We start from the raw sequence: 21,806 nt of genomic DNA on the forward strand, positions 1-21,806 counted from the left end.
CGCAATGAGGACGTCGGCCCTGCAACCGCCTACAAGCTGAAACCATGCCCCTAAAACTGTAGCCGGGCGCGAGAAAACCTCGGACGAAGATAGCAGACGGCTTTTTCCCAAACAAGCGAAACGTCCGATACCCTGCGGCTAAAGTGCGCCCCGGAAAAGCGCGAAGCGGTTTTCCGGTCAAGACATGCTCTAAGCTTTTGATTTGGCGCGATTCCTTGTCGCTCGAACGAATTCCGTTCGAGCGGAAAACGCGCTAAGGCTCGACGCCTTGGGAGAAACGCTCCCCGCGAATCTTACCGGGACGGCATCACTCCGCCAGCTTCCGACACAAACCGTCGAGCTGCTCGAAGCTGGCGTAACGGATGCGCAATTCGCCGCTCTCGCCGCCGAGGCTGTGCAGCGAGACGGAGAGTCCCAAGACGTCGCTCAAGGATTTCTCCAGCGCGCGCGTGTCGGCGTCTTTTGCGTCTTGACGTTTCGCGCGCGGCTTCGCCTGGGAAGGCCCCGCGGCTTCCTGCTGCGCGATACGCTCCACATCGCGCACTGTCAGGCCTTCGGCGACGATTCGCGCCGCGACGGTCTCCGGGGATTTCAGCGAGAGCAGCGCGCGCGCGTGGCCGGCGGAAATCTCGCCGTCCGACACGCGCTGGCGCGTCGAAGGCGGCAATTGCAGCAGTCGGAGGGTGTTCGCCACATGCGGCCGGCTCTTGCCGATGACCTTGGCGAGATCGCCCTGAGCGTAGCCGAATTCCTCGATGAGCCGGGAATAGCCGCGCGCCTCCTCAATCGCGTCGAGATCGGCGCGCTGCACATTCTCGACGATTGCGAGCTCCAGGGCCTCGCGGTCGTTCAATTCGTGGATGACGACCGGGATATCGGGAAGCTGCGCGAGCTGCGCGGCGCGCCAGCGTCTTTCCCCGGCGACAATCTCATAGGCGTCGGCGAGGCCGGGAATCGTGCGCACGACGATGGGCTGGATGACGCCCTTCTCGCGGATGGAGGCCGCGAGATCGGCGAGATCCGACTCGCGGAAATTGATGCGAGGGTTGCGAGGATTGGGCCGCAGGAACTCGATCGGCACGCGCCGCTGCCCATGGCTGCGATCCGTCGTGGGAACGACATCCGCCGTCTCGCCGATGAGAGCCGCAAGCCCCCTCCCGAGACGACGCGGGCGCAGTTCCTCTCCCATGATGTTTTTCCTTGTCCGTCAAGACCCGCCCTAACCCTCTGCCCACGCGTGGGGAGAGGGAACGCGCAAGCTATGCCGCGCGAAGACGTTTTTCCCGCTGAATCACCTCGGAAGCGAGCTTCAGATAGGCTTGGCTGCCGCTGCACTTCAGATCGTAAAGCAGAACCGGCTTCCCATAGGAAGGCGCCTCTGAAACCCGCACATTGCGCGGGATCATCGTCTCATAGACCTTGTCGCCCATGAAGCGGCGCACGTCCTCGACGACCTGATTGGCCAGATTGTTGCGCGGATCGAACATGGTCATCACGACGCCGTGGATCGACAGCTTCGGATTGAGATTGCGCCTCACCTGGTCGACAGTCGAAAGCAGCTGCGAGAGACCCTCCAGCGCGAAGAATTCGCATTGGAGCGGCACGAGCACGGCGTCGGCGGAAGCCAGCGCGTTGATGGTCAGCAGATTAAGCGAGGGCGGACAATCGATCAGAATATAGCCGTAGCTCCGTGCGCCACCCTGGCGCTCGCCCGCGACGAGCTCGGCGACCGCGCGCTTCAAGCGGTAGCTTCGATCCTTATCCGAAGCGATCTCGAGCTCGACGCCGAGCAGATCGAGCGTCGAGGGGGCGAGCCACAGGCGCGGCACGGCTGTGTCGACTGTTGCGTCCTCGAAGCTGCACTCGCCGAGCAGCACCTCGTAGGTGGAAAGCTTGCGACTCTTGCGGTCGACGCCGAGGCCGGTCGAGGCGTTCCCTTGCGGGTCGAGGTCGACGATCAGCACGCTCTCGCCGACGGCGGCGAGCGCCGTGCCGAGATTGATCGCTGTCGTCGTCTTGCCGACGCCGCCCTTTTGATTGGCGATAACAAGGACGCGCGGAGCTGGTGGGGCCTCGGTCACGGCAACGTCCTTCAAGGTGAAACCGGCCGATCTCGCCGCATCGCGAGAACGATTCGTCCCGAAGGATGCGTGCGGCTGGCCTTTTCTACAAGGGAAAAATTAACTGGGGCTTTGGCGCCGGTCAATTCGTCACGCCAGTTTTCACCCTTCAAGAAGGCTCCCGTCGCGTTTTTCAACAGGAGTTCGGCGCTCCAGTCGAGAAGTTGCTGAAGCGGCGCGAGCGCGCGGGCGCTCACCCCCTCGCTCTCGCCCGCGAGCTTCGGCAGTTCCGATTCGATTCGTCCGCAGATCACTTTGGCGGGGGCGCCTGTTTCACGTGAAACAGCTCGAAGGAAAGCAGCCTTGCGCTGGTCGCTCTCGATGAGGGTGACGCTCGCACCGGGCCGGCCCTTCAAATGCAGCGCCAAAACCATCCCCGGAAAACCAGCGCCGGAGCCGAGGTCCACCCAGCGCGAGATATGCGGCAACAGCTCGTGAAGCTGCGCCGAATCGGCGAAATGCCGCGTCCAGACCGCGTTGAGCGTCGAGGCGGAGACGAGATTGATGCGGGGGTTCCACTCCCGCAGCATCCGCTCGTAGATTTCGAGTTGCGGTTGGATATCACGCAAGGCGGGGCAAAGCCGCAGCGCTTCGGCGCGGTCGGCCGAGCTCACGCGCGCCGCGCCCGCGCGGCGAGAAGCGTCAGCGCTGCGGGCGTCACGCCTTCGATGCGCTGCGCTTGCGCCAGCGTGCGCGGCCGCAGCCTTGAGAGCCGCCCGGCGAGTTCCGTGGACAGGCCCTTTATCGCGCCGTAGTCGAGCGTCGCGGGCAAGGCGAGCTGATCGTCGCGCCGGTAGGATTCGATGTCCGCCGTCTGGCGGTCGAGATAGACGGCATAGCGCGCGTCGATCTCTACCTGCGCGGCGATCGCCGGTTCCACGGCGCCAAGCTCGGGCCAGATCTCGCGCAACCGCTCGAAGCCGATGTCGGGGAAGGAGAGCAGCGTCCAGGCGCTACGGCGCTGACCGTCCTGATTGACCGGCAGCCCCGCGCGCGACGCCGCCGAAGACGTCAAGGACAGCTCCCTCAGCAGCCCCCTCGCCCGCGCGAGCTTTTCCGCTCGGGCAGAATGGCGGCGGGCGCGCTCGGAACCCACGCAACCGACCGCGACGCCGCGCGGCGTCAACCGCTCGTCGGCGTTATCGGCGCGCAGCGACAGGCGATATTCGGCGCGCGAGGTGAACATGCGATAGGGCTCGCTGACGCCGCGCATGACGAGATCGTCGATCATCACGCCGAGATAGGCTTCGGCGCGGTCGAAAAGGATCGGGCCTCGGCCCGCGGCGAGGGCCGCCGCATTGAGACCCGCGACGAGGCCCTGCGCCGCCGCTTCCTCATAGCCCGTCGTGCCGTTGATCTGGCCCGCGAGAAAGAGCCCGGCGATACGCTTGGTTTCTAGGCTTGGACGAAGCTCGCGCGGGTCGACATAATCATATTCGATCGCATAGCCCGGCCGCGCGATCCGCGCGCGCTCGAGGCCCGGGATCGCGTTGATGAAGGCCTGCTGTGTCGTTTCAGGCAGCGAGGTGGAGACGCCATTGGGGTAGACGGTGGCGTCATCGAGCCCCTCGGGCTCCAGAAAGATCTGATGGCCGTCGCGATCGCCGAAGCGGGTGATCTTGTCCTCGATCGACGGGCAATAGCGCGGACCCGGGCCGGAGATCGCGCCGGTATAGAGCGGCGACAGGGCGAGATCACGCGCGATAACCGCATGGGCCTGCGGCGTCGTGCGCGTGATGTGGCAGGCGACTTGCGGATTGGCGATCCGCTCGGTCATTGAGGAGAAAGGCTCGGGCTCGGCGTCGCCCCACTGCTCCTCCAGTGATGACCAGTCAATGGTCGCGCCATCGAGGCGCGGCGGCGTGCCGGTCTTGAGCCGGCCCACGGCAAAACCCGCGCGCCGCAGGCTCGCGCCGAGCTCGCGGGCAGGCGGATCGCCCATTCGCCCCGCCGGCGTCTGCGCGCTGCCGATATGGATGACGCCATTGAGAAAAGTGCCCGTCGCCACCACCACGGCGCCGGCCCGCAGCGTCGAGCCGTCAAGCATGCGAAGGCCCGTGACGCGCCCTTCGGCGAGCTCGAGGTCGCAGGCCAGGCCCTCGATCAGCTCCAGGTTTTGAGTCGCCTCGATCGCGCCGCGCATCGCCTCGCGATAGAGGCGGCGGTCGGCCTGAGCGCGTGGCCCCCGCACCGCCGGTCCCTTGGAGCGATTGAGCACACGAAACTGGATGCCGGCCGCATCCGCGACCCGGCCCATCAGCCCGTCGAGCGCGTCGATCTCGCGCACGAGATGCCCTTTGCCGAGACCGCCGATGGCCGGATTGCAGGACATGACTCCGAGGTCGCCGCGGCGTTGCACGACAAGCGCCACGCGCGCGCCGAGCCGCGCCGCCGCCGCGGCCGCCTCACAGCCCGCGTGTCCGCCGCCGATCACGATGACGTCGAAAGCGCTCATGAGCCGAAGGGAGCGCGGCGGCTTGAGGCCGCTGGAGTCATTCGAGAGCTGCGCATGCGCTGTTCACGGAAAGGAGAATAGCTCGCCGGTTCGGTCGGAGCCGTGTTTCACGTGAAACATACTCATTTCCCGATGCAAAAACGAGAGAAAATCAGGCCGAGCAGATCCTCCACGTCGACCGCCCCGGCGATTCGCTGCAAAGCGCGGGCAGCAAGGCGCAGATCTTCGGCGACGAGCTCTGGAGCTTTGTCGCCCTGCAGCGCGGCGCCGAGGCGCTCCCGGGCTTCCTCAAGCTCCGCCCGCTGCCGCGCGTGGGCGATCAACGCCGAGCCACCGTCGCCGAGCGCCGCGCCGGCGCGATAGGCGATCTCGTTACAGAGAATGTCCATCCCCCTCCCCTCCCGGGTCGAGACCGCAAGGGAATCCGGCGCGGGCTGGACCACGTCGGCCTTGGTCGCGACGCGCAAGACTTCTGCCGCGGCAGGTCCAAAATCCGGGGCCGGCTCGGCGCCGCCTTCCGAGAGCCAGAGGATCAGGTCCGCCTCTCCGGCCCGCGCACGCGCGCGCGCCACGCCGATCCGCTCGACGGCGCTCTCGCTCTCGCGCAGGCCCGCCGTGTCGACCAGCGTGATCGGCAGGCCGCCGAGGTCGAGCTCGACCTCGATCAGATCGCGGGTGGTCCCCGGCTCCTCGGAGACGATCGCCGCCTCGCGCCGGGCCAGCGCGTTGAGCAGCGTGGACTTCCCGGCGTTGGGCGGCCCGAGGAGCACCACCAAAAACCCTTCGCGCAGCCGCTCGGAAGCCGGAGCCGAAGCGAGCGCACGATCGATCTGCTCCAGCGCCGGCCCCAACAAGCTTTCGAGCGCGCCTGCCGGAACCGCCGAGACCTCTGCCTCGTCGGCAAAATCGAGGTCGCTTTCGACGAGCGCCATCGCCTCGACGATTGCGCTACGCCAAATCTCGGTCTCACGCCGCAAAGCGCCGCCGGCGAGCCGCAAGGCCTGCCGCCGTTGAAAAGCGGTGCGCGCCTCGATGAGATCGGCGAGCGCCTCCGCTTGGGAAAGGTCGATCTTGCCGTTGACGAAGGCGCGGCGCGCAAATTCTCCCGGCTCGGCAAGGCGCAGTCCGGGGAATTGCGCTAAGGTCAAAAGCGCCGCGTCGACGACGGCGCGGCCGCCATGCAGATGGAGCTCGGCGCAGTCTTCCCCTGTGGCGGAATGCGGGGCCGGAAACCAGAGCGCGAGGCCGTAATCCAGCGTCTCGTCGGAGCGCGGATCGCGAAAGCGGACATAGTCCGCTCTGCGCGGCTCTGGCGTTGCGCCCGCAAGAGCGGAGAGCGTCGCGCCCGCGGCGGGTCCCGAAAGCCGGATCACGGCCACCGCCGCCCGCCCGGCGCCGCTCGCCAGGGCGAAGATCGTTTCCACCGTCATGCGGATTCCTGGCCGTGCAAGGCGGCTGCGTCCGCCGCCCTGCTCGGGGCCAAAGATAAACGGCTTAGAGCGGATTGCGCAAAAGCTTAGAGCTGCGACGTCGTGGTGGCGTTGAATTTCATCCCGACGGTTTTCTCCAGCCCCGACAGCGCCGCGTCAATGACCGCGAAGATCACGGCGCGTGATGAGGCGTTGCTCAAATCCAGCGAGGCGGTCGGGGCGACGGCGTTCTTGGTCAGCGCCGCCGAGAAGGCCGCGGACGCCTGGCTGGCGGTGAAGAATTGCGCCGGCGACGTCCCGTTCGAATAGGAGAGCGTCTGCACGACAGAGGAAAACACCTGCGCGAGCGTAGCCATGCGGAAAATCACGTGGTTCTGCGGCGTCGTCGTAACCGTCGGGCCCGTCGTCGGGACGGGGTTGTCGTAGAGCTGATCGAGATAATAATGAACCTGATAGGGATATTGCGCGTAGCTGTCCTGGCTGCCCCAGACTTGGCTGTATGAATTGACGGAAGCGACGGTCGCCGCGGTCCCCGTCGCGCCGCGCTGGCTGTAGCTGGCGACGAGGCCGCCGTAATAGCCTTGGTTGTAGGCGACGTTCAGAATCACGTCGAGGAAGCTGTTCGGCAGCGAGATGAAATCCTGGAGCGCATTGTCATAGGCCGGCTCCCAGGGGGTCACCCAGCCATTGGCGCCTTTGCCCGTGACGGAAAGCGCGACCATGTCATTGTAGTGGAAGAAGGCCGGCAGCATGGGGCCGTAATATTTATTGTTGAAGGAAGCCGGCGTCGGCTTCATATATTGGGTCGCGGCGCCCGCGATCGTGAAGCCGATGTTCTTTTGGATCGCCACATAATTGATGAGCGCATGCCCTTGCGGCGCATAGGTGCCCGCGACGAGGTCGACCGCGTAATTGTTGATCTGATAGGGGCCGCCTTGGCCCGTGCCCATCACGGCCTGTTGAAGCGACGACGGATCGATAGAGGAGGCGCTCGCCTGATAGAGCTGCGTTTCGATGTTCTCCTGCAGCAACTGTCCGAAGATCGATCCCACGAGATAGTCATTATTGAATTGAACGCCCGGATAGCCTTCCCGGACGAGATGCGCATACATCACGCCGGCGATGATGTTCGACATGATCAAATCGTCGTAATTGCCGCCGGTGAGCGTGAGCGAGTCCTGCGCGCTTCCCGCGCCGAGGAGCAGATGGAAGTTGATCGCGCCCGCGCTCTGGCTCGAGCCGCCGCCTCCGCTGCTGCTGGCGCTGGCGGTCGTCACGGCGATCGCCGGCGTTTGGGCCGAAGGACCGTAGGAATCCACCGCCGCCACGGCAAACTTATAGCTCGTCGCTGGGGTCAGGTTGGAGATCGCCACGCTCGCGCCCGGCACTGTGCCGATCGACGCGCCGTTTTGATAGACTTGATAACCCGTCACCGTGCAGGAAGGGACGGTGACCGCGCTCCAGCTCAACGTTGTCGTTGTGCTCGTCGTGCCGGACGCGGCGAGGCCTGTCGGCGTGGGCGGGGCGGATGCGCAGCTCGAGCAAGAGCCGATCAAGGTCCAGGGCTCTCCGGAGCCCGGATAGGCGCCATTGTTCGTCGCGGGATCTTGACCCTGCGTCCACCAGTTGTTCCGGTAGATGAGGCCGTTCTCGCTCACTTGCGCGCCAGGCGACGCATAGACCGTTGCCGCGCTCCAGGGCCCCGGGCAGGCTTCCGCGGCGATCGGCGCCAGCGCGGCAAAGGCGGTCGAGATAATCAGAGATCTATGCGCGACTGAAGGCATCAGCACCCCTCTTTGTGGCGAATACGACACGGCAGAGAGGACGTTCACCTGAAGCTCTGCTGTCCCCCAATTAGTGAAAAAATGTGGTTCCTTCACGGCCGCCCGCGCGATGCGCCCGCGGCGTTGACGGCGGAATCCCCGCGCGAGCCATGAGGAACCCCGCAGGCTTAGGCGGCGCAAGAAAGCAAAGTCTTGTGCGAGAACGACAGGCGTCGGCTGGCCCGTCAACGCCCGCGGCGCGCGGATCGCCGCAGTAGATCGTCCAAAGTCTTGCATTCCTCAGGGCTCAAGCGAAAATCGAAAATAGCCAGATCTTCGAGCATGTGCTCCGCCGACGATGTCCCGGTGAGGCAGACGATATCCTGCTGAGTCAGATAGCGAAACAAGAGCTGGGCGGGGCTTCGTCCATAGCGGGCGGCAAGCTTGGCGAGGCGCGGCGCCGCAAGGATCTTGGGATTTGCGGTCAGGGTCCAGAAGCTTTGATAAAGAATGCCGCGCTTTCGGCAGAAGGCCCGGATATCGCGATCATAGCCTGTTTCGGCATAGAAGCGGTTTTGGATCACCGCGGGCTTGATGCGCGCTTCCCCATACAAGCGTTCCAAGCGCGAGAGCTCATAACAATTGCTGACGCCCAGCTGGCGGACGCCGCCATCACGGTGAAGGTCCTCCATCGCCCGCCAAACCGCCAACGTGTCTCGATCCTCAGCATAGGGGGAGTGGAGGATCAAGCCGTCCAGATAGTCGGTGCGCAGATTGCGCAGCGACGCCCGAAACGATTGCTCCACCTGCTGACTCAGGGCGGCGTCGGGGTCATAGGGGATGTTGTCCGGGTCCTGGCCTCGAACAGGCGTGAACTTGGTTTGAAGATACACATCGGCGCGCGGGAGCGCGGCGCCGATCGCGGCAGCTAGCCCCTCGCCCACGCCGGCTTCATTGTAGTGGCGGGGCTGACAGGCGGTGTCGACGCCCCGAAATCCCGAGCGCAGCGCCAATTCCACCAAAGCTGCGCTGCGCTCTTTTTTCCACGCGGTGCCGTAGATGATCCGGGGCATCCTCACCCCGTAAGCGGACATGATCCAGCGCTGGTCGTCCACCGGAGCCGCCTGTCCCGCCGTCACAGTCCCGACCTCCGCTCTCTCAGGCCGCGCCGGCGAAAACCGTCAACACGCCCGTGTAGCCATACAGATGGTGACGCGCGATTTCTCCACCCGCGAAGAAGCCGATGAGCGGCGCGTCGCCCAGGGCTTCGTGGACCATCCGGAACTCCGCGTTGCGCTCGCCGAAATGGGGGCCTCCGCGTCCCGAGCAGCTGATGTACAGCGCGCCCCGAACGCCGCCGGCGGCCTCCGCCTGCTCCCGGACCTCCTTGACGATGCGCAGCAGATCGTTCCGCGCCGCCTCCGCGTTGCGCTTGCAGAAAGCAAGCCGGGAGCCGTTCGTCATCTGCTCCGCGACCACCAACAGCCCGGACTTGCGCCCAACGCCCACGACATGGCGCACCTCCGTATTGGCGCCGAACTGGCCGGGGCGGGCGGACGCGTCCTCGCCGGCGTCGATCAGCCCCACGAGAACCTCGCCCAGCTCAAGGCGCAGCTCCGGGTCGGAGATGTCCGGGCTGAGACCCAGATCAGCGAGCGCACAGTCGAGCGCGCGCGCATTGTCCAGGGTCACCAGATAGTTCCCTTCCGCGCGGGTGATGACGCGTTGGGGTCCGATCGGCCGGCAGCCTTGGGTGACGCGGGAAAAGACCTGGGTCTCCGAACCGAGCGCCACGCCGGAGACGCCTCCCCGCAGCGTCTCGTCGGCAAAGCACAGATGCTGGTTTCTCGCGGAGGAGAGGCCGCCGAACAAATAGCCCGTCGTGGTTTTTTCGCTCAGGCTTTTCAGCTCAGACGAAAGATTGGGCGTTCCGCCATCCGCATGGACCAGCGCGGTGAAGGCCTCGAAGCCGTCGGAGCTGGCTTCCAGAAGCTTGGGGTCGGAGAAAAGCCTGAAAGATTGCGGCGGGAGATCGGCCACCATGAGCGCCATGCCCGGCTCGTCGAAATATTCGATCGACTCCGCGCCCACGCCCACGCCGATTGTCCCCACCCATTGGACTCCGGGCCATTGTTCCTTGAGCGCGTCCAGAATGTCCTTGGCGGCCTGTGTGTAGTGGTCCGTGACATAGCACCAGCCGAGGCTGGGCTTGAATGCGTCTTGGAGCTGAGGCCGCAACCCTTCGCAGCAAGCGCCCAAAGCGATTTTCCAGTCGGCGCCGCCGGCGTGGGCGCATGCGAAGCTGCTCATATTCCAGTTCTCCCGGATCGAAGAAGGCTCCTTCGAGCTTCGACGGGCGGATTCAGCAATGACTGTGCCGTGGCTCGCCATGAAGCCGCGGCCGCGCAAAGGGGAATGGAATCTCAGCCCCGGCTGCCCAGAAGCCTCTGTCGATAAATCCGTCGGAAGGCCAGCGTCGGCGCGTCGGTTGGGAGCGATTTCTCCTCTTCCGGCGGGGGAACGATCGGCGGCAGCGAGGATTCGACGATAGCGCGATCCTCCTCGGCGATGCGGCGATTGGCGCGGCCGAAAAGCGGATCGAAGAGGCGCAGGCGCAGGAAGCTGCGCGCGGTGACGAGCAGCAGCCGCGTCTCCCTCTCGGAGAGCGGGATGCAGACGGCGAGAATGCGAAAAAGCCGACCCTTCGGATCGAGCGTCAGCTCCATCAGATTGGGAAACCGATAGTCGAGCGCGGCCGGCCGCTCCTCGCCGTCGATGGCCGCGGCAATGCGCCCGCCGTGTTCATGCGCCTCAAAGCGCGTCTCCATGCGGGCGCCCGGATTGGCTTTCAGGAGCTCGGCGACCGGAGCGCCGAATGTGCGGCTGTGGACGAAGGCGACATGCGGGCTGTCGAGCATGTTCTCCATAACGCGCGTCCAATGCGCCTTCCAGACCACGGACTGCGCGAAGATCTGCGTGTTGGGCTGCAGAAGCGCGTCCGGAGGGCTGGGCTCGCTCGGCGCGGGACCGGCGCCGGTGAAAAGCCAGAGCGCGCCGCCAGCCTCGCGTATCGGCAGGCTCGTCGCCGAAAGAGGCTCGCGCTTGGCGTCAGGATTCCAGGGCGTGTAGAGGCAGCGCCCGCCCGCTGCGAAGCGCCAGCCATGGAAAGGTCAATGGATTTCACCCCGCTCGACGCGGCCGAGCGACAAGGCGGCGCCGCGATGCGGACAACTGTCGATGAGCGCCGCCGGCGCGCCGGCGGCATTCCGGAAGAGCACAATGCGCTCGCCGGCGACGACAAGGCCCAGGGGATTCCCAGGGAGAAGGTCACGACCGAGCGCGACCATCGTCCAGACATTGGCGAAATCGTCGAACACGCCGGGGCCCGCCGTCAATGCGCGTTCAATCTATAACAAATTTTTCGCGTCGGGCTTCGGTGGCGGATCGCCGCACGCGGCCTATTTCGAGTGAGAGCCTGTCACGGAAAAGTGCGAAGCGCTTTTCCGTGACAGGCTCTAAGTTTTTGACTTAGCGCGATTCCTAATCGCTTGAACGATTCCGTTCGAGCGGGAAACGCGCTAGGCGCCGCGCCGCCAGGAGAAGAAAAAGCCGTGACGAACCTCTGCCGGATTGTCGGGATCTCGCTCTCAGCCCTGCTGCTCACTTCCCCCGTCGTCCCCGCGGCGGCCGGTAAGGTCCTCTCCGAGTCGCATCGGATACGCCATCAATGCATCGATCGATGCCGCAGCGAAGCGACGATCTGCACGACGAAATGCGGTAGCGAGGATTGTCTCGAGGGCTGCACGGAGCCGCTCGCCGCTTGCATCGACGATTGCCGGGCGAAATATCCCCGCGAGGCGAAGTAGAAGCGAGGCGCCGAAACGCCTGATGTCGATCGCCGGGAACACGCGCTTGTCCGCGACCTTGCGGTCGCGGAAGATCACCGAATTGCCGGCGTCTTTGAACTCTTCGAAGATGACTTCGTCCATGCGCAAGCCCCTAACGCTTCAGGGTGTTTTGGCGCCAACCCGCCAGCAGGCGGCCTCAAAGCGGACCTCGGCGCCATGAACATAGGGCTCGAAGGCGGCGCGAACGGCCGCAATGACGCGGGCGCGTGTCTTTTCGTCCGTCTCAGGAAAGATTTGGCCGAGCGGGCCCAGTCGGGTCAGATAGTGAACCAGGCTGCTCTCGGGCAGAGCGCAGACGACATCGATGGGCGCGATCGTGATCTCCGCCCAGCCGCTCTCCTCCAGAATCCGCGCTACCCGGCTCTGGTCTCCGAAGGCGAACTGGCCTGGCGCATCGGGATCGCGCGCGGGAAGATTCGGCAGGAGCGGAGCGGCGACGCTTTCGGCAGTGGTCATGAAAGGATTTTCCGCTGCGCGCCGCCAGGCGACGAACCTCAGCCGGGCGCCTCTTTTTGCGGCGCGCCGCAGATTGGCGAAAGCCCGGACCGGGTCGTTGAAGAACATCACGCCGAAGCGCGAGAAGACGCAATCGAAGCTCGCCGGCTCGAAGGCGTAGGTCTGCGCGTCGGCGCAAATAAAGCTCGCCGGCGCGCCCTCTCCCTGAACGCGGGCGCGGGCCGCCGCGAGCATGAGCTGCGAGACGTCGACGCCAAGGCAATGCCCCGTCGCGCTGAGGCGGCGCGCGACGGCGAGCGTCGTGCCGCCCGTGCCGCAGCCGACATCGAGCGCCTGCTCGCCCGGCTCGGGGAGCAGCGATTCGAGAAGCCGTTCCTCCAGCGGCTTTAGCATTTGGTCGAGCAGCTCTTGCGCCTCGACCCAATTCTCCCCGACGCGGCCGTTCCAGAGCGCCGCCTGCCCGCTGTCGCCGTCCATGTGGTGCGCCATGATCGTCTCCTTCCGCTTGCCCTCAAGATTCGAGAGCCGCATGATGCCAGCTCAAGTCGGCTTGAGGTCAAGCGGATGAAAGATCTGGACATAGCGGAGGTGGCGCGGCGTTCCGGCGTCCCGGCCTCGACCCTGCGATTTTATGAGGAGAAAGGGCTCATCGCCTCGATTGGTCGGCGTGGGCTGCGCCGTCTGTTCGACGCCCAGGTGCTCGAGCGGCTCGCCTTGATCGCGCTGGGGCGAGCCGCCGGCTTCTCGCTCGACGAGACCGCCCTAATGCTCGCGTCGGACGGGCGCCCCAGGATCGATCGGGGCAAGCTCGCGGCCAAGGCGGATGAACTCGACAAAACGATCCGCAAGCTGAGCGCTTTGCGCGACGGCCTGCGGCGCGCCGCCGTCTGCCCCGCGTCAAGCCATATGGAATGCCCGACGTTTCAGCGCCTCTTGCGCGCAGCGTTTCGAATTCCGTCCCGTCGACGCGCAGCGCGCGCCGCCGGGCATTTCAAATAGCGGGCTGAGGCCGGACTGAGCGCGAAACGCGCTCAGTCCGCTCAGGTGTTCATCGAATCGAAGAAGGCCTGATTGCCCTTCGGCGTCTCGCGCAGCTTGCCGAGCAGGAACTCGATCGCGTCGACCGTGCCCATCGGATTGAGGATGCGGCGCAGCACATAGGTCTTCTTCAAGATGTCGGGCGGGACGAGCAGCTCTTCCTTGCGGGTGCCGGAACGCGTGATGTCGATCGCCGGGAACACGCGCTTGTCCGCGACCTTGCGGTCGAGGATGATCTCCGAATTGCCGGTGCCCTTGAACTCTTCGAAGATGACTTCGTCCATGCGCGAGCCCGTGTCGATCAGCGCCGTGGCGATGATCGTGAGCGAGCCGCCCTCCTCGATGTTGCGCGCCGCGCCGAAGAAGCGCTTGGGTCTTTGCAGGGCGTTGGCGTCGACGCCGCCCGTCAGCACCTTGCCCGAAGACGGCACGACCGTGTTGTAGGCGCGGCCGAGACGCGTGATGGAGTCGAGCAGGATCACCACGTCCCGGCGATGCTCGACGAGGCGCTTCGCCTTCTCGATCACCATTTCGGCGACCTGCACGTGACGCACCGCCGGCTCGTCGAAGGTGGACGAGACGACCTCGCCGCGCACCGAGCGCTGCATGTCCGTCACTTCCTCCGGACGCTCGTCGATGAGCAGCACGATCAGATAGCATTCGGGGTGATTGGTCGTGATCGATTGCGCGATGTTTTGCAGCAGCACGGTCTTACCGGTGCGCGGCGGCGCGACGACGAGCGCGCGTTGGCCCTTGCCGATCGGCGCGACGAGATCGATCACGCGGGACGACAGCTCCTTGCGCGTCGGATCCTCGATCTCGAGCTTCAGCCGCTGATTGGGATAGAGCGGCGTCAGATTGTCGAAGGGCACCTTGTGGCGCACCTTCTCAGGGTCCTCAAAATTGATCGTGTTGACTTTGAGCAGCGCGAAATATCGCTCGCCCTCCTTGGGGCTGCGGATCATGCCTTCGACCGTGTCGCCGGTGCGAAGACCGAACTTCCGGATCTGCGAAGGCGAGACATAAATGTCGTCAGGCCCGGCGAGGTAATTGGCGTCGGGCGAGCGCAGGAAGCCGAAACCGTCCTGCAGCACCTCGACGACGCCCTCGCCGACGATCTCGACCTCTCGCCCTGCGAATTGCTTCAAAATCGCGAAGAGCAGCTCCTGCTTCCGCAGGAGCGAGGCGTTCTCCACCTCGTGTTCTTCGGCGAATGTCAGAAGTTCGGCGGCGCTTTTGGCTTTGAGATCGGAAAGCTTGATTTCCCGCATGGGGGGCGTCTCGAGCATTGAGGGCATTTCGGAAAGGATGGCGGCAGGGGCGGAGAAGCCTCAAAAGCGCCGGAAACGCCGACGGTCGCGGGCGCGACACTCTGCCTGGAGGTGGGACGCCGGGGGATTTAGACGGTTTTCCGCCGGAAAGCAAGACAGGTCTTCAGCGACAGCATCGTGACCGGCGGGCGCTCTCGAAGCTTCTGCGGAGGCGCGGGTCGGGCGATGGCTTTTACGTCAACCGGCGTCGCATTTGCGTAAACGCGCGTCCCTTGGCCGTTTCTCCGTTTCACTCTACGTTGCCGTTCGCGGCTGACCGGGAGACAACTCCCGCGGCTCTCCTCTCAAACATGAGCGCGGGAAGCAGAGAAAGAATAAATGTTAGCGATTTCTGCCGCGGACCGCTTGAGCATCGAGCAGGTATCAGCCGAGAACGCCGCTCTGGTGCGGTTGCACGAGGTCAGTCTTCGCCTGGCTCGATCGGAAGCGCTGCCCACGCTGCTCGACGCTGTCATCGAGGCCGCCGTCACCGTGAGCGACGCGGCCATGGGCACGCTCCAGCTCTATGACCCTGCCTCCAGAACGCTGCGCATCGTCTCGCAGCGCGGCTTCGAGCCCGCGTTCCTCGAACATTTCGCGACCGTCCGAGACGATGATCCCGCCGTCTGCGGTAGAGCGCTGCGCGAAGGCGAGCGCGTGATCGTCGAGGACGTCTCTCAGAGCCCCATCTTCCTGAACACGCCGACGATGGCGGTCATGGCCGAAGCGAAAGTTCGCGCGGTCCAGTCAACGCCGTTGCGGGCGCGCGACGGCGCCTTGTTGGGAATGATCGCAACCCATTGGAGAAAACCGCATCGCCCCGACGCGGGCGCGCTCAGGATTCTCGACCTTCTGGCGCTGCAGGCCGCAGATCTCATCGAAGATCGTCAGCGCGAGGAAATCCTTCGCCAAAGCGAGGCGAAGCTCGCCGCCGAAACAGAGGCGCTGGGGCGGCTGAACGCGGCGTCCTCGCGGCTGTGGCGCTTACAGAGCCTTGAGGAAGGAATGAACGAGATGCTCGCCGCGACGGTGGAGCTCCTTGGCGCGGACATGGGCAATGTTCAGATCCTCGATGCAGTCAAAGGCGTGCTGACGATCGCCGCACATCGGGGCTTCGATCAGGACTTCCTCACATTTTTTCAGGAGGTCAGCGCGGAAGACGACTCAGCCTGCGGGCGCGCTTTGCGCTCGGGCCAACGCGTCGTGATCGACGACGTCGAGGCAGACCCCTCCTATGCTCCCTACCGTCAAATGGCCCGCGAGGCGGGGTATCGCGCCGTGCAGTCGACGCCGCTGACCGGGTCCAACGGCGCGCTCCTCGGCCTTCTTTCCACGCACTTCCGCAGGCCGCATTCTCCCAGCGAGCAGGAACTCCGCCGCTTGGATCTTTATGCTCGCCAAGCCGCCGACTTCATCGAACGTTGTCGAGCCGAAGAGGCGCTGCGCGAGGTTAGCCGCCGCAAGGAGGTGTTTTTGGCGACGCTCGCGCATGAGCTCAGGAACCCGCTCGCGCCGATCCGCAATGGCCTCCTGATTCTCAGGCGCTCCAACCCGGAGGGGGCGGCCGCACAGCCCATACTCGAAATTATGGAGCGCCAAGTCGCACATCTGATCCGGCTGGTTGATGATCTTCTCGAGATTTCGCGCATCAAGCTCGGGAAAATCCAACTCAAGAGAGAGCCGGTCGACCTCGGGGTCGCCATCAATCATGCGGTTGACATGACCAAGGATCTCATCAGCGCCGGCAATATCCGCCTCGTTCTCGATCCTTCCAACGAGCCTTTCATCCTGTTCGGCGATCACACGCGGCTCGTGCAGGTCATCGCCAATCTGCTTCACAACGCGACGAAATACACGGACAGCGGCGGAGAGATTCGCGTAACGACGCGTCGTGAAGGCAATTTCGCGGTCTTGTGCGTCGCCGACAACGGCATCGGCATTCCAAAAGACAGGCTGTCGAGCGTGTTCGAGCTGTTCGCGCAGACAGACCGCGGAGGAACGCCGGGCGGACTCGGCATCGGTCTGGCCCTGGTGAAGAACCTTGTCGAATTGCATGGCGGCAGCGTCGAAGCCCGCAGCGACGGCGAGGGTCGCGGCAGCCGCTTCCTTGTCCGATTGCCTTTGTCTGTGGTGGAAATTCGCGAAAAAGCGGTCCTGGGGGCGCCACAGCCTGCGGTGAAATTGTCGCAACGCGTGCTCGTGATCGACGACATGATTGACGCCGCTGACAGCCTAGCGCTGTTGCTTCGCAGTTACGGCTGTGAGGTCAGGGTGGCCAACAGCGGAGCTGAAGGGCTGAGATTGTGCCGCGAGTTCAGGCCTGCGCTCGTGTTCCTAGACATTGGCATGCCGGAAATGGATGGATTCGAGACGGCTAAGCGTATGAGAGCGCTCCCCGAAGGCCGCGAGGCGACAATCGTCGCTCTCACCGGCTGGGGAGAGGAAAGGACGCGCCGGCGCGTCATGGACGCCGGCTTCGATCAGCATATGACAAAGCCTGCAGACCTAGGCGCTCTTGAAACTTTGCTGTTCGCTAGCGCGTTCCCCGCTTGAACGGCGTCGTTCGAGCGATAAAAGTCATACGCTCAGCCAGGGGCAAGATCTCTGAGCTTTGTTCCTGGCGGGTTCGCAGTATTTTGGCTATCAGCGCGCCCGCTTCGTCGATATCCGCGCGCGCCGCTATTTGAAGTCCCCGCGCCGCGCTCTAGATCGTCGGTTCGGAGATCATTCCTGCTCCCGGAACGGAAGCGCCCCTGTCCTCCCTCGAGGAGCCCTCATGCTCGAAACGCTCGGATTTGCGGCCGCCGCGCTCAAATACGATGGCGAATTGCGTCGCCACGCCAACACCTCGACGCAGGTCGCGATGCGCAAAGGGGTTCTTCTCGCCAATGGGCAATCGCGGGACAGCGGCGTCTCAGCACGACTGTTCCACAATGGCGTTTATGGCTTCGCCGCGGCGCCTCGCGACGACGACGAGACCATAGCCGCCGTCATCGCCGCGGCGCGCGACAACGCCGAGAGCGTGACGGCCCGGCCTCGCGGCCGGCCCATCGCGCCGGCGCCGAGCATTCCTGGCCACGGCGTTTTCGATTATCACAGCCGCAAGCCGGCGACCTCCGCCGCCGAGCGCGTGGCGATTCTGGCCAGTCTCGACGCCGCCTTGCGGCGCAAATTCCCCAACCTCGTCAATGTCGATCTCACCCTCAACGCCAATGCGAGCGAGAAGGCGCTGGTGACGGCCGACGGCGCGCGCACTTACTCCTATGTTCCGCGCGCGGTCCTCATGGTCAGGCTGGCCGTCGAGGCGAATGACGGGCTCGTCGAGCTGCACGACGTGATCGGCGGCTTCGGGGAGCTTCAAGATCAATCCTTCGATGCGGAGAGCCTGCTTCCCTGGCTCGACGGGCTTTACGAGGAGCTGCGCCTGAAAGCGGAAGGCGGCCAATGCGAGGCCGGTTCGCATGACGTCGTGCTCGATTCGGAGCTCGCCGGCATTCTCGCGCATGAAGCCATCGGTCATACTTGCGAGGGCGATCTCGTGCTCGCAGGCTCGGTCGCCGGCGACCGGCTCGGCGAAACGGTCGCTTCCGAAAAAATCACGCTTGGCGATTACGCTCTGCGCGGACCCGACGGCGGCGGAACGATCGCAATTCACGTCGACGACGAAGGCACGCAATGCCGCGACGTGACGATCATCGAGAAAGGCGTGCTGAAGGGATTTCTGCACAGCCGCCAGACCGCGGCCGAGCTCGGCGCGGAGCCGACGGGCAATGCGCGCGCTTTCTCCTTCTCCGACGAGCCGCTCGTGCGCATGCGCAACACCGCGATTCTGCCGGGCCAAGACAAGCGCGCCGAGATGATCGCCTCCATCGACCGAGGCTATTATCTCAAGCGCCCGTCGAACGGACAGGCCGATCTGACGAGCGAGTTCATGTTCGGCGTTTGCTGCGGCTATGAGATACGGGACGGCAAGCTCGCGCGCGCCGTGCGCGACACGACGATCTCGGGCGTCGCCTTCGACATGTTGAAGACCGTCACGCATGTCGGCGACGACTTCAGCTGGTCGATGCCCGGCGGCTTTTGCGGCAAGAAGCAGCCCATCGCCGTCGGAACAGGCGGCCCCTCGCTGAAATGCAAGGTCACGATCGGAGGCCGCGGATGAGCGGGATGCAGCAGGCTTCTCTCGACGACTTCGCCGCCGCGCTCCTCGACAAGGCGCTCCGCGCCGGCGCGACCTCGGCGCAGGCGCAGACGACAGCGACGCGTCATCTCGAGATGCAGTTCGACAATCGCGGCGTCAATCTCGCGCGCTCGACCGAGAACGAAATCTCGTCGCTGACGGTGTTTCTCGACGGCAAGCGCGGTGGAGCGACTTTGAACGGGCGGACAGTCGACGCAGTCGAGGGCGCCGTCGCCGCCGCGCTCGCCGCTGCAGGAGCGGGCGTCGCCGACGACGCCAATGACGTCGCGACGGCGGCGAGCCTCGCGCCCAGCCGCCACGGGCCCGACGCGCCCGACCGCGCGGCGATGGCCGCGGGCGTCGACGCCTTTCTCGATCGGATCGCTGATCGGCATCCGCTCGTGCGCACGCGCGATTGCCTGCAGAGCTTCGACGAGCTGGACACGGCCTTCGCCAATTCGCGAGGTCTATGTCAAAGGGAGTGGCGCAGCCGTTACGGCTTTTCGGCCATGTTCATGGCGAAGGACGGACCGAAGACGACCTCGATCAATTTCCTCGGGCTTTCGGCTTTCACGCCCTTCGACGATCCTTTTCTCTGCCCGGCGCTGGAGCGCTTGCTTCAGGAGACGACCCGCTCGCTCGACAAAAAGCCCATTCCGGAGAAATTCGAGGGCGACGTCATCGTCACCCCCGAATGTCTTGCGTCCCTGATTGGATCGATCGTTTCGGCGCTCTCAGGAGCCGCGCTTTTCGCCGGCACGACGCCCTACAAGGAGAGCCGCGGCCAGGCGATTGCGAGCCCGCTTTTCTCGCTGCGCAATCTCCCGCGCGACGCGGAGGCGCCAGGCGGCGCGGATTTCGACGGCTATGGCGTGCCGACGCAAAACCTCGAGGTCATTGAGAAGGGCGTTTTGAAGGATTATCTCGTCGACTTCTTTTTTTCCAAGAAACTCGGCGTGCAGCAGACCTCGGGGGCGACGCGCTTCGTCGTCGCCTCGGGCGAGACGCCGCTCTCCGAACTCATCGCGAAAACGACACGCGGCATCGTCTTCTCGCGCTTTTCCGGGGGCGCTCCGACGAGCAATCTGGACTTCACGGGCATCGCCAAAAACTCATTCTACGTGGAGGACGGCGAGATTCGCCACGCGCTGGAAGAGACCATGGTCAGCGGCAATTTCCGGGAACTCCTGAAAAACATTCACGCCGTCTCGCGCGAGAGCGTGGACTTCGGCTGGGCGCGTTATCCGTTCTTGGCGGCCTCCGGCGTGACGATCTCGTCGAAGTGAGCGAGCCCACGCCCTCATCCTGAAGAGCCCGCGAAGAGGGCGTCTCGAAGGATGCATAAGATCGCAAGATCTGCGCTGCGGCGCTGCAGGCGCCAATGACCAACTTTCAAAACGGCCGCACAATCACCAGGATCACCGCCACGATCATGAGCAGCGTCGGCAGCTCGTTATAGAAGCGATAAAATTTCGAGGAATGCGTGTTGCGGCCTTCCGCAAACGCCCTTTGCAAAAAGCCGTCGTAGAAATGCACGCCGGTGAGCAGGATCGCGGCCAAAAGCTTGCCGTGGAACCAACCGTCGCGAAAGAAGCCGCCGTCATAAGCCAACCATAGGCCCGTCGCCCAGGCGACAAGCATCGCCGGGATCATGATGAAGCGCAGGAGCCGGCGCTCCATCGTCTTGAACAGCTCGGACTGCGGACCCGGACCGACTCCCGCGTGATAGACGAAGAGTCGCGGCAGATACAAAAGCCCCGCCATCCAGGAGATGATGGCGATCACATGCAGCGCCTTGACCCAAAGGTGCATTAGGACCTCCCCTCCCGCACGAACCGGACCAGCATCTCGACATGCTCCACCGGCGTCTGCGGCAGCACGCCATGGCCGAGATTGAAGATGTGCCTATGGCCTTGGAACGCGGTCAATATCGACGCGACCTCTTTTTCCAGCGCCGCGCCGCCGGCGATCAACGCCAAGGGATCGAGATTGCCTTGAAGCGCGACGCGGTTTTGGGCGTCGCGCGCAGCGCTTGCCGGATCGGCCGCTGTGTCGAGCCCGACGCCGTCCGCGCCCAGCCCTTCGACGCAGCGTCGAAGATGCGCGCCGGCCCCGCGCGGAAAGGCGATGACGAGCGCCTGCGGTCTCGCCTTTTTCACGCGCGCGACGATATCGCGGAGCGGCTCGAAGACCCATCTTTCAAATTGCGTCGGCGGCAGGACGCCCGCCCAACTGTCGAAAATCTGCACGACCTCCACGCCCGCGTCGATTTGGCGGAGGAGATAGGCGACGGAAGCCTCGACGAGCCGCGTGATGAGCGCTTCGAAGATTTCGGGCCGCCGATAGGCGAAGAGGCGGGCCGGCGCCTGGTCCGGCGTCCCATGGCCGGCGATCATATAGCTCGCGACGGTCCAGGGCGCGCCGCAGAAGCCGATAAAAGCGGTCTCGCGCGGCAAGGCGCCCTTCACCCGCTCGATCGTCTCAAAGACTGGCGCGAGCTTCTCGAGATCGATCTCCTCGCGCAGCCCCGAAAGCGGCGCTTCGCCTTCGAGCGGCGCGAGCCTGGGTCCATGTCCGCTCTCGAAGCCGACAGTCTGGCCCAATGCGTCTGGCACGACCAAAATGTCGCTGAAGAGAATCGCCGCGTCGAAACCGAATCGTCGAATGGGTTGCAGCGTGGCTTCGGCCGCCGCCGCAGGCGAATAGCAAAATTCGAGAAAACTTCCCGATTTGGCGCGTAGCGCCCGATACTCCGGGAGGAAGCGGCCCGCCTGGCGCATGAGCCACAGCGGCGGGATGCGGCTCTGTTCGCCCCGCAGCACGGAGAGCATCGGCTTGTCGCTCGAAATCGTTTCGCTTCGCCCCACGCTGCTCATTCCCGCCGCCCTCGTCCCGGCCGGCACCTAAGCCTCAATCGCGAGAAAGATAAAGAACTTAATTTAACAAATAATTAACTATTTCATTTAACGGTCGCGAATCGAGGACGCCGTTTCGTCCCCCCTTTCTTCACAGGATTTTCGTCTGTGAATAGAACCGCCAGGGCTGAGACGAAAAAGGCGAGCAAGGCAAAAAATGCTCGTATTTTCAGTTGGATGTCTACACTATCGTTTTAGCGATGACGGGAAGAAGCTGTGGATCGGCGCAGC

At 64.5% G+C, this 21,806-nt stretch carries 19 protein-coding genes; 4 read left to right on the top strand and 15 right to left on the bottom strand.

Annotated features, from left to right (window positions below):
• Positions 1 to 307 precede the first annotated feature (307 nt).
• From QMG80_RS02705 to QMG80_RS02760, 12 genes are all read right to left on the bottom strand, one after another.
• Complete coding sequence (locus tag QMG80_RS02705) at positions 308 to 1,189, bottom strand: ParB/RepB/Spo0J family partition protein (RefSeq protein WP_085771415.1); 882 nt, start codon at positions 1,187 to 1,189, stop codon at positions 308 to 310.
• 70 nt (positions 1,190 to 1,259) lie between these two features.
• Positions 1,260 to 2,081, bottom strand: a complete 822-nt coding sequence (locus tag QMG80_RS02710; protein ID WP_085773630.1) for a ParA family protein — start codon at positions 2,079 to 2,081, stop codon at positions 1,260 to 1,262.
• Between the two features lie 11 nt (positions 2,082 to 2,092).
• Positions 2,093 to 2,734 carry a 16S rRNA (guanine(527)-N(7))-methyltransferase RsmG gene (gene rsmG / locus QMG80_RS02715; protein WP_085771416.1) on the bottom strand — a complete coding sequence of 214 codons (642 nt, stop codon included), beginning with the start codon at positions 2,732 to 2,734 and terminating at the stop codon, positions 2,093 to 2,095.
• On the bottom strand, positions 2,731 to 4,575 hold the full coding sequence (gene mnmG, locus QMG80_RS02720) for a tRNA uridine-5-carboxymethylaminomethyl(34) synthesis enzyme MnmG (RefSeq protein WP_085771417.1): 1,845 nt from the start codon (positions 4,573 to 4,575) through the stop codon (positions 2,731 to 2,733). Before mnmG ends, rsmG begins: the two co-directional genes overlap by 4 nt.
• Before the next feature lie 122 nt (positions 4,576 to 4,697).
• A complete protein-coding gene (gene mnmE, locus QMG80_RS02725; protein ID WP_085771418.1) occupies positions 4,698 to 6,005 on the bottom strand; it encodes a tRNA uridine-5-carboxymethylaminomethyl(34) synthesis GTPase MnmE in 1,308 nt (435 codons plus the stop codon).
• An 86-nt stretch (positions 6,006 to 6,091) separates the two neighbouring features.
• Complete coding sequence (locus tag QMG80_RS02730; protein ID WP_158658698.1) at positions 6,092 to 7,789, bottom strand: fibronectin type III domain-containing protein; 1,698 nt, start codon at positions 7,787 to 7,789, stop codon at positions 6,092 to 6,094.
• Between the two features lie 224 nt (positions 7,790 to 8,013).
• A complete protein-coding gene (locus tag QMG80_RS02735; RefSeq protein ID WP_245300180.1) occupies positions 8,014 to 8,907 on the bottom strand; it encodes an aldo/keto reductase family protein in 894 nt (297 codons plus the stop codon).
• Positions 8,908 to 8,926: 19 nt separating this feature from the next.
• Positions 8,927 to 10,078 (bottom strand): FIST signal transduction protein, encoded by a 1,152-nt coding sequence (locus QMG80_RS02740; RefSeq protein WP_085771420.1) that lies wholly within the window; start codon positions 10,076 to 10,078, stop codon positions 8,927 to 8,929.
• 113 nt (positions 10,079 to 10,191) lie between these two features.
• Positions 10,192 to 10,725, bottom strand: coding sequence for a hypothetical protein (locus QMG80_RS02745; protein ID WP_245300182.1), 534 nt, complete (start codon positions 10,723 to 10,725; stop codon positions 10,192 to 10,194).
• 213 nt (positions 10,726 to 10,938) lie between these two features.
• Positions 10,939 to 11,163 (bottom strand): Rieske 2Fe-2S domain-containing protein, encoded by a 225-nt coding sequence (locus QMG80_RS02750; RefSeq protein ID WP_245300183.1) that lies wholly within the window; start codon positions 11,161 to 11,163, stop codon positions 10,939 to 10,941.
• A gap of 252 nt (positions 11,164 to 11,415) precedes the next feature.
• On the bottom strand, positions 11,416 to 11,757 hold the full coding sequence (locus QMG80_RS21570; RefSeq protein WP_199769049.1) for a hypothetical protein: 342 nt from the start codon (positions 11,755 to 11,757) through the stop codon (positions 11,416 to 11,418).
• An 18-nt stretch (positions 11,758 to 11,775) separates the two neighbouring features.
• The gene (locus QMG80_RS02760) at positions 11,776 to 12,621 is read right to left on the bottom strand and encodes a class I SAM-dependent methyltransferase (protein WP_102938192.1); all 846 of its coding nucleotides are present in this window, start codon (positions 12,619 to 12,621) and stop codon (positions 11,776 to 11,778) included.
• A gap of 75 nt (positions 12,622 to 12,696) precedes the next feature.
• Between QMG80_RS02760 and QMG80_RS02765 the strand changes: the two genes are divergently transcribed.
• Entirely contained in the window at positions 12,697 to 13,131 is a 435-nt protein-coding gene (locus QMG80_RS02765; protein WP_085771422.1) for a helix-turn-helix domain-containing protein, read from the top strand.
• A gap of 41 nt (positions 13,132 to 13,172) precedes the next feature.
• On the opposite strand, the gene rho is transcribed toward QMG80_RS02765, so the two are convergent.
• Positions 13,173 to 14,441 carry a transcription termination factor Rho gene (gene rho / locus QMG80_RS02770; protein WP_085773633.1) on the bottom strand — a complete coding sequence of 423 codons (1,269 nt, stop codon included), beginning with the start codon at positions 14,439 to 14,441 and terminating at the stop codon, positions 13,173 to 13,175.
• A 378-nt stretch (positions 14,442 to 14,819) separates the two neighbouring features.
• On the opposite strand from rho, the gene QMG80_RS02775 reads away from it, so the two are divergent.
• From QMG80_RS02775 to QMG80_RS02785, 3 genes are all read left to right on the top strand, one after another.
• A complete protein-coding gene (locus QMG80_RS02775; RefSeq protein WP_085771423.1) occupies positions 14,820 to 17,033 on the top strand; it encodes a hybrid sensor histidine kinase/response regulator in 2,214 nt (737 codons plus the stop codon).
• A gap of 223 nt (positions 17,034 to 17,256) precedes the next feature.
• Positions 17,257 to 18,642: a TldD/PmbA family protein gene (locus tag QMG80_RS02780; RefSeq protein ID WP_085771424.1), complete on the top strand. Its 1,386-nt coding sequence runs from the start codon at positions 17,257 to 17,259 to the stop codon at positions 18,640 to 18,642.
• Positions 18,639 to 19,946 (top strand): TldD/PmbA family protein, encoded by a 1,308-nt coding sequence (locus tag QMG80_RS02785; protein ID WP_158658699.1) that lies wholly within the window; start codon positions 18,639 to 18,641, stop codon positions 19,944 to 19,946. Before QMG80_RS02780 ends, QMG80_RS02785 begins: the two co-directional genes overlap by 4 nt.
• Before the next feature lie 106 nt (positions 19,947 to 20,052).
• On the opposite strand, the gene hemJ is transcribed toward QMG80_RS02785, so the two are convergent.
• Positions 20,053 to 20,472 (bottom strand): protoporphyrinogen oxidase HemJ, encoded by a 420-nt coding sequence (hemJ, locus tag QMG80_RS02790; protein ID WP_085771426.1) that lies wholly within the window; start codon positions 20,470 to 20,472, stop codon positions 20,053 to 20,055.
• Positions 20,472 to 21,536 carry a uroporphyrinogen decarboxylase gene (hemE, locus tag QMG80_RS02795; protein ID WP_199769050.1) on the bottom strand — a complete coding sequence of 355 codons (1,065 nt, stop codon included), beginning with the start codon at positions 21,534 to 21,536 and terminating at the stop codon, positions 20,472 to 20,474. Before hemE ends, hemJ begins: the two co-directional genes overlap by 1 nt.
• Positions 21,537 to 21,806 lie beyond the last annotated feature (270 nt).

Source organism: Methylocystis bryophila, assembly GCF_027925445.1.
GTDB classification, from domain to species: domain Bacteria; phylum Pseudomonadota; class Alphaproteobacteria; order Rhizobiales; family Beijerinckiaceae; genus Methylocystis; species Methylocystis bryophila.